The organism is Streptomyces sp. NBC_01314, assembly GCF_041435215.1.
Classification (GTDB): Bacteria; Actinomycetota; Actinomycetes; order Streptomycetales; family Streptomycetaceae; genus Streptomyces.
In genome coordinates this window covers 5718865-5733142 of record NZ_CP108394.1, presented here as the reverse complement: position 1 = coordinate 5733142, position 14278 = coordinate 5718865, and the positions used below count along the sequence as shown (strand labels likewise).

Sequence of the window (14278 nt, the reverse complement as noted above, 5' to 3'; positions counted from 1 at the left end):
GGCATCGCACCCCGATTCTCATTCCGCCAGCGGCAGATACACCCGGTTCCCGCTCTCCGCGAATTCCTTCGACTTCTGGAGCATCCCCTCAGCGATCTCCTTCTGCGAAGCCCCCTCGGCCGCCGCACCGCCGAACCGCTCTGCGATGCTCTGGCTGATCTTCATCGAGCAGAACTTCGGGCCGCACATGGAACAGAAGTGGGCCGTCTTGGCAGGCTCCGCCGGGAGCGTCTCGTCGTGGAACTCACGGGCCGTTTCGGGGTCGAGGGCCAGATTGAACTGGTCCTCCCAGCGGAACTCGAAGCGGGCGTCCGACAACGCGTCGTCCCACTCCTGTGCGCCCGGATGCCCCTTGGCGAGGTCCGCCGCGTGGGCCGCGATCTTGTAGGTGATGACGCCGGTCTTCACGTCGTCGCGATTGGGCAGTCCCAAGTGCTCCTTGGGCGTGACGTAGCAGAGCATCGCAGTGCCCCACCACGCGATCATCGCGGCGCCTATGCCCGAGGTGATGTGGTCGTACGCCGGTGCGACGTCGGTGGTCAGCGGGCCGAGCGTATAGAACGGAGCCTCATCGCAGATCTCCTGCTGCAGGTCGATGTTCTCCTTGATCTTGTGCATCGGGACATGTCCCGGGCCCTCGATCATGGTCTGTACGTGAAAACTCTTGGCGATCGTGTTGAGTTCCCCGAGCGTGCGCAGCTCCGCGAACTGCGCCTTGTCGTTGGCGTCCGCGATGGAGCCCGGCCGAAGTCCGTCGCCGAGGGAGTACGTGACGTCGTAGGCGGCGAGGACCTCGCACAGTTCCTCGAAGTTCTCGTAGAGGAACGACTCCTTGTGATGCGCCAGGCACCAGGCCGCCATGATCGAGCCGCCGCGCGAGACGATGCCGGTCTTGCGGTTCGCGGTGAGCGGCACATACGCGAGGCGCACGCCCGCGTGGACCGTCATGTAGTCCACACCCTGTTCAGCCTGTTCGATGACCGTGTCCTTGTAGATCTCCCAGGTCAGCTCCTCGGCCTTGCCGTCGACCTTCTCCAGCGCCTGGTAGAGCGGCACCGTGCCGATGGGGACGGGGGAGTTGCGCAGCACCCACTCGCGGGTGGTGTGGATGTTCCGGCCGGTGGAAAGGTCCATGACCGTGTCGGCGCCCCAGCGGGTCGCCCAGGTCATCTTCTCGACCTCCTCCTCGATGGAGGAGGTGACCGCGGAGTTGCCGATGTTGGCGTTGACCTTCACCAGGAACCGCTTGCCGATGATCATCGGCTCGGTCTCCGGATGGTTGACGTTCGCCGGCAGTACGGCCCTGCCTGCGGCGATCTCCTCGCGGACGACCTCCGGCGAAACGTTCTCCCGTACGGCCACGTACTCCATCTCGGGGGTGATCTCCCCACGTCGTGCGTACGCGAGCTGGGTCACCGCCCGGCCGTCACGACTGCGACGCGGCAGGCGTGGCCGGCCCGGGAACACCGCGTCGAGGTTGCGCAGTCCGCCACGCGGCGAGGTGTGCTTGATCCCGTCGTCCTCGGGGCGGACTGGACGACCCGCGTACTCCTCGGTGTCTCCCCGGGCGACGATCCAGTTCTCGCGAAGGGGGAGCAGTCCCCGCCTGACATCGGTCTCCGCTGTCGGATCGGTGTACGGGCCGGAAGTGTCGTACAGGGTGACGGACTGCCCGTTGGTGAGGTGCACCTGGCGGACCGGCACCCGCAGATCGGGGCGCGAGCCCTCGATGTACGACTTGTGCCAGCCGATGGACTTCCCGGCCTCCAGGGGCTGTTCGCCCTGGTTCCTTTCGCCCTCGGACGGGACAGATGTCCCGTCCGCCTGGCTGGAGGCAGGCGTGCGTGTGTCCTCGATGGTCATGAGACCTACTCCCTACGCCGGCATTACCCGGTAACAGGTTCAGCGGTCGACGCAGCGATTTCCGCCCGACGATGTTCCACGTGAAACATCGCGTCTGCGGAGGTCAACGCCCTCTCAGCCCGGTGCTCCGAGCTCCCGCGTGTGCAAAGGTGCCTCCACGCTAGCGGCAGATGTGGCGCGGTGAACAGTGGGCATCGCTCGTTCTTGCGATGATCGGTCGGTGACCACGACGCAGCAGCCCCCGCCTCCACCCCCCGAGCCGCCCCATGGCCATGGTCCCGGAAACGGCCACGGGCATGGGTCCGACGGTGGCCCCGGCTACGGTTCCGGCGGCCACGGCTCCGGAGGCGGCGAAGGCCCGTCCTCCGGTGGCGGCCACGGGCATTCCCACAGCCACAGCCACGGCCCCGCCGCGCCCGTTTCGCAGCACCTGCGCAAGGTCATCGCAGCGGTGCTGATCCCCTTCGCGACCGCGGTCGTCGTGGGCCTCGTCGTGCTCTGGCCCGGCGGCGCCCCGGCGCACGAGCGCACCGGCGTGGGCTTCGACCGGCAGACACAGCAGGCCACCGTCACCAAGGTCGACGAGGTCGACTGCTCGTCGGTGAACGCCTCGGGCGGCACCCCGACCGGCGACACGTCCACCGCCGAGGGCTCGTCCGCCCAACAGCAGGCCAACGGCACCTGCAAAAAGGCCACGATCCGGGTGGAGACCGGCGACGACAAGGGCCGTACGTTCACTGAGATCGTGCAGCCGGACCAGTCACGGCAGTTGGAGCAGGGCCAGGAGGTCGTGGTCGCGTACGAACCCGCCGCGCCCAAGGACCTGCAGTACTCGGTCACCGATGTGAACCGGAAGTTCCCGATGGCGCTGCTCGCCGGGATCTTCGCGCTCGCCGTCGTGGTGGTGGGCCGGATGCGCGGTGTCATGGCCCTGGTGGCGCTGGCCATCAGCTTCATGGTGCTGACCCTCTTCATCCTGCCAGCCATCCTGCAGGGCTCGAATCCGCTGGTGGTCGCGGTGATCGGAGCGAGCGCCATCATGCTGATCGCCCTCTACATGTGTCACGGGCTCTCGGCCCGAACATCCGTGGCGGTGATCGGCACCCTGATCTCACTGCTGCTGATCGGCCTGTTGGGCTCGGGATTCATCGGCTGGGCCTATCTGACCGGCAACACGGACGACAACACCGGTCTGATCCACGGGCTGTACCCGACGATCGATATGAGCGGTCTGCTGCTCGCGGGCGTCATCATCGGTTCGCTCGGTGTGCTCGACGACGTGACGGTCACACAGACGTCGGCGGTCTGGGAACTGCACGAGGCCAATCCGGCGATGGGCTGGCGAGGTCTGTACCGCGCGGGCATTCGGATCGGCAGGGACCACATCGCGTCGGTGGTCAACACCCTCGTCCTCGCCTACGCCGGTGCCGCGCTACCCCTGCTACTCCTCTTCTCGATCGCGCAGAGCAGCGTCGGCACGGTCGCCAACAGCGAGCTCGTCGCCGAGGAGATCGTGCGCACGCTCGTCGGCTCGATCGGCCTGGTGGCCTCGGTCCCGGTGACCACCGTGCTGGCCGCCCTGGTCGTCTCGGCCGACCGCCCGGGGGCCCCGGAACCGGCGGCGGCCGTGCCCGCTCCGGCCCGTGGGGGGAGGGGCCGCCGCCGCAAGCGCTGAAGCGTTACGGCACCCTGGCGCCGTAACGGTTCACCCCGCGCTCTGTTCCTCCGCCAGGATGCGGTCCAGAGCCTCGTCGAGCAGCGTGTCGAAGTCGGCGAGGGAACGCTCCTGCCCCAGCGGCACGAGCTTGTCCGTACGGTCCAGGAAGGCCACCAGCGGCGCCGTGCCGACCCGGAACATCGCCTGGTCGGTGCCCACCTGAAGCCGGATCAGGACCTCGCCGAACGTCTCCGGATCGGCGGGTGCGATGTGGACGTCCCCGTCCCCGCACGGCCGTCCCACGCCGTCGATGAGCAGCTCCCGCCCGAAGGCCCAGGTCACCGGAGCATCGCCCGGTAGGTGGAAGGTCAGCCGCACGGCATAGGGATCACAGGTCTCATAACGCAGCTCCACCGGGATGCGGAAGGAAAGCTCCTCCGAGACGAGGAAGCTCATCATGACCTCTGCCTGTACCGACTCGCGCATCGCCTACCCCGCCGTGTTCGTCGACTGGCCAGGAATCGTCCGCCTGACACCTCTGGAAGTTTGCTGAAAGTACACGAGAGATCACAAGGAGTGATTTTTCAGATGCTGATAGAGATGGCGAGTGTTCCTAGCAGCTTTCCGATCTCGGTCTGCATCTGACGGGCCACCGGCAGCAGCCGGTCCGCCTGGTGCGAGGGCAGCGAGATGGCGAGAGCCCCGGCGGTCGTCCCCGCCGTGATGGGAATCGCGGCGCAAACCGTCCCCAGGGCGTACTCCTGCCGCTCGACGACCGGTTCCATCCGCCCGATCCGGTTCAGGCGCCGCAGCAGCGTCTCGTCGTCACGGACCGTGTACGGGGTGAGCGACCGCACCGGATAGCGGTCCAGGTGGTCGCGGCGGGCCTCGTCGCCCAGTTGGGACAGCAGGCACTGCCCGATGGCGTGCGCGTGCCCGGTCTCGCGGAAGTCGGCCCACTCCTCGACCGCCGGGGTGTTCGGGCTGTCGGCGACGCACTTGACCTCGATCTCGCCGTCCCGGTAGATCGCGAAGTACACGGGCACGCCCAGGGCGTCCCGCCAGTGGGCCAAGGCCTCGCCCACCGTGCTGCGACGTTTCTGCTGCGCTCCGCTGCTGCTCAGCCGCTCGGCCGCCTCACCAAGGAAGAACAGCCCCTTCTCCCGGCGCAGATAGCCCTCGTGGACCAGTGTGCGGAGCAGGTGGTACGCCGTGGGCAGCGCGAGCCCGGCGTCCCGCGCCAACTGTTTGGCGGGCGCCCCGTGTTCTCGCTCGGCCACGGCCTCCAGCAGCCGCATCGCCCGCTGTACGGAGCCGATCAGGGTGCCGGAGTTCGCCTCCGACACGGTCGGCGACGGCGGGGACGGGATACGCGCTCCCCTTCCCGGACCGTGTCCGAGCGGCGACACGGGGCGTACGGGCCCCGCCGCCTGAGGCCGGGTCCTGGTCGGTGGCGCCAGCGGCTGCGCCTGTTTACGAGGCGATGACAACCGTGGCTGCCCCTGTGGCCGAGCCGCCGACGCCGGCGCCGGCGACTGCGCCCGCGTCTGTGTCTGTGTCTGTGTCTGTGTCGCGGAAGGTTCGGGGTATCGCGGGTTCTCCTCGCCCGGCGAGGTCCATGGCTGCGCGGGGGGAGCCGGGCTCTTCGAGGGCGCCGTACGCGGCGGCTGCGGGGCATGTGGCTCCGCGGCGCGGACACGTGGCTGCTCGACGGGAGCTGTCGGTGTCGATCGGGGGCCCGGCTGTGTGGGCGGAACGGCGCTCTGTGTCGACCGGGGGCGCGGCCGGGCGGATGGCAAGAGCGGTTCTGCGGGTGCGGTGTCAGCCGTGGCCAAGGGTCACTCCCGAAGCGCGAGGAGGGCCGCCCGTGCGGGGGACACGGGAGGGAGATGCGCCGCCCGCGGGGTCGAGCCCGCGACGAGTTCCCGGACTCTAGCCGCCCGTCACCGCCCGCAGACGCCCCCGCCGGGAAACTTCCCTCTGGCGAGGGAACCTCAGGTTCCTGTTACCGCCGCGCCCTGACCGGGCCTCACCCACTCACGCCTCACCGGTTACACGGTGCTGACGCCTCACCAGTCGCCGCGTGAGGAGGAGCCCGCCGTGAACTTCCTTACGACGTAGACCAGTCCGCCCACCAGCGCCACGAAGACCAGCAGCTTGAACAGCAGGCCCACCACGACCTGGACGACGCTGACTATCAGCCCTCCGAACACCAGCAGGGCGATGACCGGCACCGCGATCCACTTCACCCACCACGGCATCCCCGCGAAGATCTCTCGCATCGCCCTTGCTCCTTGTGTCTCCACCCGTCGCCCCTCCATCGGGGCACTGATTCCGGGCCTTCTGCTGTCCTGTCGTCGATGCTAGGGCCACGAGGGGGCCACCCGGGGGTTTCGCACCCCTTGTCCATCCCTGATCGTCCCCCTAGGGAACACCGATGCGGACCTCAGCCTTCCGGCGGAGAGAACACCACGACGACCCTCAGGTCCTCGGTGATGTGGTGGAACTTGTGGGCGACCCCGGCGGGCACGTACACGACACTGCCCCGCGCGACCTGGGTGGTCTCCAAGCCGACGGTGAGCGCGGCTCGGCCACTCACCACGAGGTACACCTCGTCCTGGCTGTGCGGCTTCTGCGGGTCGAGTTCGCCGGCATCGAGCGCGTACAGGCCGACCGACATGTTCCGCTCACGCAGGAACTGCAGATAGGCACCGTCATTGGCGGCGCGCTCCGCCTCAAGCTCGTCCAACCGGAATGCCTTCATCGACTTAGTTGCCCCTGCCCGGTGCTCGTACCGATCTCTTCTGCCACGATCAGACACATGATGAATTTCCTAGTCAAGACGATCGCCAACGCGGGCGCCCTGGCGGTCGCCGTCTGGATACTTCCCAAGATCACGCTGACCGGTGACAGCACAGGCAAGAAGGTCGTCACGCTGCTGCTGGTCGCGCTCGTGTTCGGCCTGGTGAACGCCGTGGTCAAGCCGCTCGTGCAGTTGCTGACCCTCCCGCTGTTCCTCCTGACGCTCGGCCTGTTCACGCTGATCGTGAACGCTCTCATGCTGCTGCTCACCTCGTGGCTGGCCGACGTGCTCGACCTGAGCTTCCAGGTGGGGGGCTTCTGGACCGCCGTCCTCGGTGGCCTGATCATCTCGATCGTCTCCTGGGCGCTCTCTCTCGTCCTGCCCGACGGTGACTGAGGATCCGGCATGACCTACCGAGTCTCTTTCGTCTGCACCGGCAACATCTGCCGCTCCCCGATGGCCGAGTCCGTCTTCCGTGCCCGGATAGAGGAGGCCGGGCTCGGGGGCCTGGTCGAGGTCGACAGCGCGGGCACCGGAGGCTGGCACGAGGGTGACGCCGCCGATCCGCGCACGGTCTCCGTACTGGAGGCGAACGGCTACGTCGGCGTGCACGCGGCCCGACAGTTCCAGGTCTCCTGGTTCTCCCGCCTCGACCTCGTCATCGCCCTCGACGAAGGCCACCTCAAGGCTCTGCGCCACCTCGCGCCGACCGCGGCGGACGCTGACAAGATCCGGCTGCTGCGCTCCTACGACCCCGCCGCGGGCGACGACCTCGACGTTCCGGACCCCTACTACGGCGGCATGGACGGCTTCGAGGAGTGCCTGGAACTCGTCGAGGCGGCGAGCCCCGGTCTGCTGGCCGCCGTCCGCGAGAAGGTGGAGGGACAGGCCGCATGAGCACGGAGAACCCCGCCGCAGGCCACGGAGACGGCACCCGCGCGGTACGGGCCGGGCTGCCCGAACCCGTCAAGCACGAGCCGACCCTGCCCGGGCCGGTCTTCGCCGCCCACTACCACCTGCCGGGCGAGCCCACCGGCCCGTACGCCTACGGGCGCGACCAGAATCCCACCTGGACGCACCTGGAACGCGCCATCGGCGAACTGGAGGCCCCCGGACAGGACGACGCCGAAACGGTCACCTTCTCCTCCGGCATGGCCGCCATCTCGGCCGTGCTCTTCTCCCAGCTGCGCACCGGTGACGTTCTCGTCCTGCCGAGCGACGGCTACAACGTGCTGCCTCTGGCCGGTGAGCAGCTGCGGTCGTACGGCATCGAGGTGCGCAGCGCCCCGACGGGTGGCGACGCCCAGCTCGACGCTCTGGACGGCGCCAGCCTGCTGTGGCTCGAGACACCGTCGAACCCGGGGCTGGACGTGTGCGACGTGCGGCGGCTCAGCGAGGCGGCACGCGCGCGTGGCTGTCTCGTGGCGGTCGACAACACCCTGGCGACCCCGCTCGGGCAGCGGCCGCTGGATCTGGGCGCCGACTTCGCCGTGGCCAGCGGCACCAAGCAGCTGACCGGGCACGGGGACGTCCTCCTCGGATACGTCGCCGGGCGCGACGCCTCGCTGATGGCCGCCGTACGGCGCTGGCGCAAGATCGTAGGCGCGATCCCGGGCCCGATGGAGGCCTGGCTAGCGCATCGCTCGCTCGCCACACTCCAGCTGCGCGCCGACCGGCAGAACACCAACGCCCTCGCCGTGGCCGAAGCGCTGAAGGGGTGGCCCGAGGTGACGGAGGTGCGCTACCCGGGACTGCCCGAGGACCCCTCGCACAAGATCGCCTCGCAGCAGATGCGGCGCTACGGGTGCGTGGTGTCGTTCACGTTGCCCACGCGCGCGCGTGCCGACCGATTCCTCGACGCGCTCCGCCTCGTGGACGACGCCACGAGCTTCGGCGGGGTGCGCTCCACCGCCGAGCGGCGCGGCCGTTGGGGAGGCGACGCGGTTCCGGAAGGCTTCATCCGCTTCTCGGCCGGCGCGGAGGACACCGACGATCTCGTGGCGGATGTGCTGCGTGCGCTGGCAGTTTCTGCCGACTAGTACTCCGCTACGCACAACGGACGGTCCGAGCCTCCCCCCTCGTGGCTCGGACCGTCCCGGTTCTGCGCGCGAAGAACCGCGCGAACAAGGCTAGTTGACTCTGTGTCAGTGTCCAATCACAGTAGCGACAGGGGCCTATCGACTTATTTATAGTTGGGCGCTCCGGCGACGACGAGGGGAGGGGCAACCATGGATCTGGCCCTACTGCGCACGTTCGTGACCGTGCACCGAGCCGGTTCCTTCACCCGCGCCGCCGCCCTGCTCGGCCTCTCGCAGCCGGCCGTCACCTCACAGATACGCACTCTGGAACGCCAGTTGGGCCGCCCGCTGTTCCTGCGCCAGGCCCGAGGCGTGACCCCGACGACCATCGGCGACGAGCTCGCCCACAAGGCGGCACCGCACCTCGACGCGCTGGTGGAGATCGCCGAGACCGGCCTCGACGACGACTCCTCCTTACGGACCCTGCATCTCGCCGGCCCACCGGAGTTCACCGCCGAGCGGGCCCTGCCCGCCCTCACCGAGCTGACGGGGGACGACGGCCAGAGCTTCGCGCTCCGGGTCTCCCTGGGCAACGCGGACGAGACGCTGGAGGGGCTCGCCGCCGGGCACAACGACCTGGCCATCACCACCTCCCAGCCACGCGGTCCCCTACTCACCGCGACTCCCCTCTGCGACGAGGAACACGTCCTGGTCGCCGCCCCGCGCTGGGCGGACGAGATCAGTCCCGGAAAGCTGCACCGCAAGGGGGCACAGGCGCTCGAGGCCCTTCCCGTCGTCGAGGTACACGAGTCAATGCCCTTCATCGCCCGTTACTGGGCCTCGGTCTTCGACGCCCGTCCCGCGACCTCCGGCACCGTTGTCGTCCCTGACCTGCGCGCGGTCCTCGCTTGCGCGATCTCGGGCGCCGGACTGGCCGTGCTGCCCCGCTATCTGTGCGCCTCCGCCCTGGACCGCGGTGACGTCGTCGCGCTGCTCGACCCTGCGGTGCCCCCGTTGCGGACCTATTTCCTGGTGGTCCGAACCGGCACTTTGGCCATGCCGCACATCGCGCGGGCGCACGAGTGGCTGCTGAGGGCCGCGGCGAGTTGGTCCTGAGGCAGCCCCCTGGAACCCTCGGTGGAGGGAGGCGCCGGGGGGCCCGCTCATAAGCGCAGCGGCGCGCCGCCTGTCTTCCTCGCCCCGGCGATGTTTCACGTGGAACATGCAGGGCCACATTTCTCCCATGACCGTACGACCCGTGGTCAAGCGCACCGCCCGTGCCGTTCTGCTCGACGGCGACGACCTGATCCTGATCAAGCGGACCAAGCCGGGCATGGATCCCTACTGGCTCACGCCGGGCGGCGGTGTCGAGCCGGAGGACGCCACTGTCGTCGACGCGCTCCACCGAGAAGTGCACGAGGAGCTCGGCGCCAAGATCACCGATGTGGTGCCCTGCTTCGTGGACACCGTCGAGCACATCGGGGAGGACGGCGGCGCCACTGGCGTGAAGGTCCAGCACTTCTTCGTCTGCCGCCTGGAGTCCATGGACCCCTCCAAGCGGCACGGCCCCGAGGTGGACGAGCCGCTGGGCGAGTACGAGATCGTACGCATCCCGTTCACCCGGGTCGGCATCGCGTCCGTGCACCTCGTCCCGCTGTCCCTGCGGCACTACCTGGACGGGAACATCGAGGGCGTACGGGCGATGCACGCGCCCGACCTGGGCTGACGCAGCGGCCGCCGACCGCTCGGCGGAGAGATCTCGGCTGTCAGTCTCCGGCTGCCACCAGTTCCTCCACCGAGTCGTGTCGTATGCGGTCGGAGGGGATACCGGCGCTTTGCAACGCGTCCACACCGCTGCGGATCATGCCGGGCGGGCCGGAGAGGTACGCCTCATACCCGTTCCAGGGTCCGTGGTCCCGTATCGCGTCGGGCAGTTGGAGCAGCCCGTGCCGGTCCACGACCGGGCGGACCTCGAGCCACGAGTTGCTCTGCTGCAGTCGTAGCAGGGTGTCGAGGTCGTAGAGGTCCTGGCCGGTGCGGGCGCCGTAGAAGACCTCGACGGGACGGTGCCGCCCGTGCTCGGCGACGTCCTCGACGATGGCCCTGATGGGCGCGATACCGGTGCCGCCGCCCAGACAGAGCAGTCCGCTGTCGGTGGTGTGGTCGACGGTCATCGCGCCGGTCGGTGGTCCCAGGCGCAGAACGTCGCCGGGCCGGGCACGGTGCACGAGCGCGTTGGACACCCAGCCCGCGGAGATCGCCTTCACGTGGAACGACAACAGTCCGTCCGAGCGGGGTGCCGAGGCGAACGAGTAGTGCCGCCAGATCCGCGGCCACCAAGGGGTCTCCAGGCTCGTGTACTGCCCGGCGAGAAAGGGGTAGGGCTGGTTCGGACGGACGGTGAGGACCGCTATGTCCGCGGTTCGCGGATCGTGCGAGACGACCTCGGCGAGCCACCAGGGCGGGGACCGCAGTTCGTCCGCCGCCGCCGCGTCGATCATCACCTGGGAGATCGTCGTGTACGCCCGGACCCAGGCCGCCTCGGTCTCGTCGTTCCAGCTCGCCTTGGCATACCGACTCAGCGCGCCGATGAGGCACTCGCCGACGGCCGGATAGTGATCGGCCTGCGTGCCGTACTTGCGGTGGCCGCGACCGAGGTTCTGCAGATAGTCGACGAGCACCGGGGTGTTGTCGATGTGCTCGGCAGCAGTGAGCAGCGCTTTGAGCAGGCGGTCGCGCTGGGCGTCCATCGCTGGAGGGAACATCGAGCGCAGCTCCGGGTGCTGGACGAAGAGCAGCGCGTAGAAGTACGAGGTGACCTTGTCGGCAACGGGCCCGACCTCGGCCATGGTCCGCTGGATGAGAACGCCGTCGGGGGAGGCGGTGGCCGCGTGACCGCCGCTCCGGGCCGGCACGCGGGCGTCGAGGGCGGAGTGCTCGGATGCGTGCTCCGCCGTGACCGGGGCGGACTCAGGGCGAGGCGGGTCACTGGGAGGAAGATCCGTGGAGGTCTGTATTCGCTCCTGGACGGCGCTTTCACGGTTCTGCTGCGAGCCGTTCGGCGGCTTCTGGGAACGGCCCACGGGTCGCAGGGCGGCGAGGCGGTTTCCCTCGGGCTCCTGGTCTCCGCCGGGGGACGGCGGAGACGTGTGCGGTGTGAACCAGCCGCCTCCGTCGCTGTCCCCCGAAGTACCGTTGCCGGCCGACGTGGTGGTCGGAGCGTCCATGGTCTGCCTCGCCTCAAGCATCTTTCGGTCGATCTGCGTACGCCTCCAGTCGGAAGTCGCACGCTTTCCCCCGCGGACGGCCTTGCTTTCCCCGTGCGTTCCCCGTCGACCAATGCGGCCACATTCAATCGGGGTTCCCGCTCCGTACGGACTAGTAGGTGAGAGTGTGACGTGAGCCGCAGCACTCACGGCAGCGTTCCACGGCGCACGACCGCCCCCGCCCCGTAACGGTAAACGCAGGTCCTCGATCTCCCTGTCCGGTTAGGCTGCACTGAGCCGTGTTCGTACCCCCACCATGAGACGACTGCATCTCGCTTCGGACACGAACCGGACTCGACCCTACCGGCAGGGCCGCCACACACAAGTCCCCCCATGCCGTACCGGGAATTCCATGGGAGCGAATCAGCAATTCCTTCAATTACCGGGCGCGTCGCACCAATTCATAGGCATCCCACAGATTCCGCCCCTCACGAGCGAGTGGTCGGCCTCATCGGATACTCCCCGGCATTCATGGCCACCGAGATCGGCACAGTACCGAAGAGGGCCGCGTCCAGCCTGCCCCGCATGCGCCACACGCCTCCCCGGGTCGGGGGATGCAGTCGCGCCAGGGCCAACCATGTCTGCACGCATATGCCTGGAGACGGATGTTTCACGTGAAACATCTGTCCGCGCGCTGTGCAGTTGTGCACGAGATGGCCAAAAGGGCGTACGTCCGACCGCAAACCGGTGGACGCCGAGGGCTCGTGTCGGACAGCCTGACCTGCGTGTCGACACCTTCCCCCACCGCTCTGCCCATCCGCCGCCTGACGCCTCGCGATCGGACCGCCTGCGCCGATCTGTCCGAGGACCGGGGCTGGCCTCGCGAGGAGCACAAGTGGGGGCTGCTACTCGCAGCCGGCACCGGGTACGGCGTCGACGACCCCGAGGGTGGCCTTGTCACCGCCTGCGTGGTGACCGAGTACGGGCCGGCGGGCCGCCCGGATCTGGGTGCGATCGGCATGGTTCTGGTCGCCGAGCGGCACGCCCGCCAGGGCATCGGCCGCCGCCTGATGCGCCATGTCGTCACGGAGATGGGCACGACTCCGTTGACCCTGCACGCGACCCCGTACGGACGTCCGCTCTATGAGGAGCTGGGCTTCAAGGTCACCGGGCGGGCCGAGATGGTTCGCGGACACTTCACACCGGAAGGGCCCGATCCTGCGGTCTTCACGCGCCCGGCCACGGCCGAGGATCTCACCACGATCCTCCGCCTCGACGAAGAGGTCTTCGGCACGGATCGCACGCACGTCATCACCCGGCTCCCCGCCTTCGCCGACCAGCTGCGCGTGGCCGAGGAGAAGGGCCGGATCATCGGTTACGCAACCGCCTGGCCCAACATGGACGACCATGTCGTCGGCCCACTGATCGCCCGTGACACACAGACGGCGAAGGCGCTCATCGCTTCCCTGGCCGCCCACACCGACCGACCTTTGCGCACCGACATCGACGTGCGCCATGAGGAACTGCTGACGTGGGTGAAGAAACGCGGCCTGGCGTCGATCGCCTTCAACTCGGTGATGATGTACGGGCTCTCCGAGCTACCGGGCGACTGGACCCGGCGGTACGCCCCGCTGACCGTGGCAGCGGGCTGAGGCCGGCCAGCCGTCAGTGGCGGTGGCCGGGCCGGCCGGCCGCTGCGCAGTCGCTCCGGAGGCCTTGGCGACCCTGCCGACGGCGCTGCCCCTGCGCTCCAGCATCGTCGCGACGAGCGCCGGCGCAAGAGCGCTGACCGCGAGGGGGTGGACCCAGCTGGGTGCCATGTAGCCGAGGCCCGCGTCGATGACGGGGCCGCCAAGCCATGCGAAGAGCGCGTTGCCAAGGTTGAAGGCACCGATGTTCACGGCTGCGGCGATCTTGTAGTGGGCAGCGAACGAGAAGAGCCCGAGGACGACGGCCTGTGCGCCCATCGAGACGTACAGCAGAGACATCAGCGCGCGGTCGGCGTACTTGCCACCCACGAGATTGCCGCCGACCATGCCGAGGCTGAAGAGGACGGGAGCCAGGTGACGGAGGAGTCGTCGAAGTCGACGACGCGCGTCAACATCGGGGCGATGTAGGTGATGGCCGCGAAGACACCACCGAAGCCAGCACCGTCATCGCCATGGCCGGCAAGACCTGGATGTTCTTGAAGGCGGCCTGCTCGTGGCGGAGGCGAACGTCCTTGGGCCCGCCTGTGTCGGGGACCAGCCGGGCGATGCCCGGCAGCCCGACGACACCCAGCGCCGCGACCCCTGCGAAGTGACCCGCCAGCCGGACTGCCCGATCAGGGTGCCCAGCGGCACCCCGACGACGTTCCCGACAGTCAGACCGCTGAACATCATCACGAGGGCACCGGCCTTCCGGTCCCGGGCGACCAGTTCGGTCGCGACCACCGAGCCGATGCCGAAGCGGGCGCCGTGCGCGAGTGAGGCGACCACACGGCCGAGCAGCATGACGGAGTAGGTGGGGGCGAGCTCGGAGAGCAGATTACCCGCGGTGAACAGCCCCATCACCAGCATGAGCATCCGCTTGCGGGACACCCGAGCGCCCAGAGCGGTCATGATCGGCGCTCCGAACACGACACCCAGTGCGTAGCCGGTCACGAGGACCCCACGGTGGGGATGGAGACACCGAATTCGCCCGCGCCCTCCGGCAGCACTTCCATGATCACGAACTCAGTCGTACCGATGCC

General features: G+C 68.8%; 13 protein-coding genes, 1 pseudogene and 1 riboswitch. Of the genes and pseudogenes, 7 read left to right on the top strand and 7 right to left on the bottom strand.

Annotation, left to right across the window (positions count from 1 at the left end; genetic code table 11):
* Positions 1 to 18 precede the first annotated feature (18 nt).
* Entirely contained in the window at positions 19 to 1863 is a 1845-nt protein-coding gene (gene thiC / locus OG622_RS25140; RefSeq protein WP_371578888.1) for a phosphomethylpyrimidine synthase ThiC, read from the bottom strand.
* Positions 1856 to 2012: riboswitch (TPP riboswitch) on the bottom strand. (Overlaps the previous gene by 8 nt.)
* 71 nt (positions 2013 to 2083) lie before the next feature.
* Here thiC and OG622_RS25135 point away from each other — a divergent pair.
* Positions 2084 to 3538, top strand: a complete 1455-nt coding sequence (locus OG622_RS25135) for a YibE/F family protein (RefSeq protein WP_371578887.1) — start codon at positions 2084 to 2086, stop codon at positions 3536 to 3538.
* Between the two features lie 30 nt (positions 3539 to 3568).
* On the opposite strand, the gene OG622_RS25130 is transcribed toward OG622_RS25135, so the two are convergent.
* The 4 genes from OG622_RS25130 to OG622_RS25115 form a co-directional block, all read right to left on the bottom strand.
* Positions 3569 to 4006 (bottom strand): SsgA family sporulation/cell division regulator, encoded by a 438-nt coding sequence (locus OG622_RS25130; protein ID WP_005482911.1) that lies wholly within the window; start codon positions 4004 to 4006, stop codon positions 3569 to 3571.
* Between the two features lie 98 nt (positions 4007 to 4104).
* Positions 4105 to 4866: an IclR family transcriptional regulator gene (locus tag OG622_RS25125; RefSeq protein ID WP_371578886.1), complete on the bottom strand. Its 762-nt coding sequence runs from the start codon at positions 4864 to 4866 to the stop codon at positions 4105 to 4107.
* A gap of 723 nt (positions 4867 to 5589) precedes the next feature.
* Positions 5590 to 5802 carry a DUF5326 family protein gene (locus OG622_RS25120; RefSeq protein WP_371578885.1) on the bottom strand — a complete coding sequence of 71 codons (213 nt, stop codon included), beginning with the start codon at positions 5800 to 5802 and terminating at the stop codon, positions 5590 to 5592.
* A gap of 164 nt (positions 5803 to 5966) precedes the next feature.
* On the bottom strand, positions 5967 to 6284 hold the full coding sequence (locus tag OG622_RS25115) for a cupin domain-containing protein (protein WP_046704297.1): 318 nt from the start codon (positions 6282 to 6284) through the stop codon (positions 5967 to 5969).
* Between the two features lie 57 nt (positions 6285 to 6341).
* Between OG622_RS25115 and OG622_RS25110 the strand changes: the two genes are divergently transcribed.
* The 5 genes from OG622_RS25110 to OG622_RS25090 all read left to right on the top strand — a co-directional run bounded on the left by OG622_RS25110 (position 6342) and on the right by OG622_RS25090 (position 10067).
* Complete coding sequence (locus OG622_RS25110) at positions 6342 to 6719, top strand: phage holin family protein (RefSeq protein ID WP_371578884.1); 378 nt, start codon at positions 6342 to 6344, stop codon at positions 6717 to 6719.
* 9 nt (positions 6720 to 6728) lie between these two features.
* A complete protein-coding gene (locus tag OG622_RS25105; protein ID WP_371578883.1) occupies positions 6729 to 7220 on the top strand; it encodes a low molecular weight protein-tyrosine-phosphatase in 492 nt (163 codons plus the stop codon).
* A complete protein-coding gene (locus OG622_RS25100) occupies positions 7217 to 8362 on the top strand; it encodes a cystathionine gamma-lyase (RefSeq protein WP_371578882.1) in 1146 nt (381 codons plus the stop codon). The genes OG622_RS25105 and OG622_RS25100 overlap by 4 nt, the downstream gene beginning before the upstream one ends.
* A gap of 189 nt (positions 8363 to 8551) precedes the next feature.
* Entirely contained in the window at positions 8552 to 9457 is a 906-nt protein-coding gene (locus OG622_RS25095) for a LysR family transcriptional regulator (RefSeq protein ID WP_371578881.1), read from the top strand.
* Positions 9458 to 9584: 127 nt separating this feature from the next.
* A complete protein-coding gene (locus tag OG622_RS25090) occupies positions 9585 to 10067 on the top strand; it encodes an NUDIX domain-containing protein (RefSeq protein ID WP_371578880.1) in 483 nt (160 codons plus the stop codon).
* A 40-nt stretch (positions 10068 to 10107) separates the two neighbouring features.
* Here OG622_RS25090 and OG622_RS25085 read toward each other — a convergent pair whose 3' ends face one another.
* Positions 10108 to 11568 carry a globin domain-containing protein gene (locus OG622_RS25085; RefSeq protein WP_371578879.1) on the bottom strand — a complete coding sequence of 487 codons (1461 nt, stop codon included), beginning with the start codon at positions 11566 to 11568 and terminating at the stop codon, positions 10108 to 10110.
* A gap of 764 nt (positions 11569 to 12332) precedes the next feature.
* Here OG622_RS25085 and OG622_RS25080 point away from each other — a divergent pair.
* On the top strand, positions 12333 to 13199 hold the full coding sequence (locus OG622_RS25080; protein WP_371578878.1) for a GNAT family N-acetyltransferase: 867 nt from the start codon (positions 12333 to 12335) through the stop codon (positions 13197 to 13199).
* Here the strand turns inward: OG622_RS25080 and OG622_RS25075 are convergent.
* Positions 13146 to 14251, bottom strand: a pseudogene (locus OG622_RS25075) (MFS transporter). The gene OG622_RS25080 and the pseudogene OG622_RS25075 sit on opposite strands and share 54 nt — an antisense overlap.
* Between the last annotated feature and the right edge of the window lie 27 nt (positions 14252 to 14278).

Excerpts from the sequence above, each read along its gene's own strand:
- OG622_RS25085 (WP_371578879.1), bottom strand. The coding sequence starts at position 11,568 with ATGGACGCTCCGACCACCACGTCGGCCGGCAACGGTACTTCGGGGGAC.
- OG622_RS25105 (WP_371578883.1), top strand. The coding sequence starts at position 6,729 with ATGACCTACCGAGTCTCTTTCGTCTGCACCGGCAACATCTGCCGCTCC.
- OG622_RS25110 (WP_371578884.1), top strand. The coding sequence starts at position 6,342 with ATGATGAATTTCCTAGTCAAGACGATCGCCAACGCGGGCGCCCTGGCG.
- OG622_RS25120 (WP_371578885.1), bottom strand. The coding sequence starts at position 5,802 with ATGCGAGAGATCTTCGCGGGGATGCCGTGGTGGGTGAAGTGGATCGCG.
- OG622_RS25115 (WP_046704297.1), bottom strand. The coding sequence starts at position 6,284 with ATGAAGGCATTCCGGTTGGACGAGCTTGAGGCGGAGCGCGCCGCCAAT.
- OG622_RS25095 (WP_371578881.1), top strand. The coding sequence starts at position 8,552 with ATGGATCTGGCCCTACTGCGCACGTTCGTGACCGTGCACCGAGCCGGT.
- OG622_RS25130 (WP_005482911.1), bottom strand. The coding sequence starts at position 4,006 with ATGCGCGAGTCGGTACAGGCAGAGGTCATGATGAGCTTCCTCGTCTCG.
- thiC (WP_371578888.1), bottom strand. The coding sequence starts at position 1,863 with ATGACCATCGAGGACACACGCACGCCTGCCTCCAGCCAGGCGGACGGG.
- OG622_RS25100 (WP_371578882.1), top strand. The coding sequence starts at position 7,217 with ATGAGCACGGAGAACCCCGCCGCAGGCCACGGAGACGGCACCCGCGCG.
- OG622_RS25090 (WP_371578880.1), top strand. The coding sequence starts at position 9,585 with ATGACCGTACGACCCGTGGTCAAGCGCACCGCCCGTGCCGTTCTGCTC.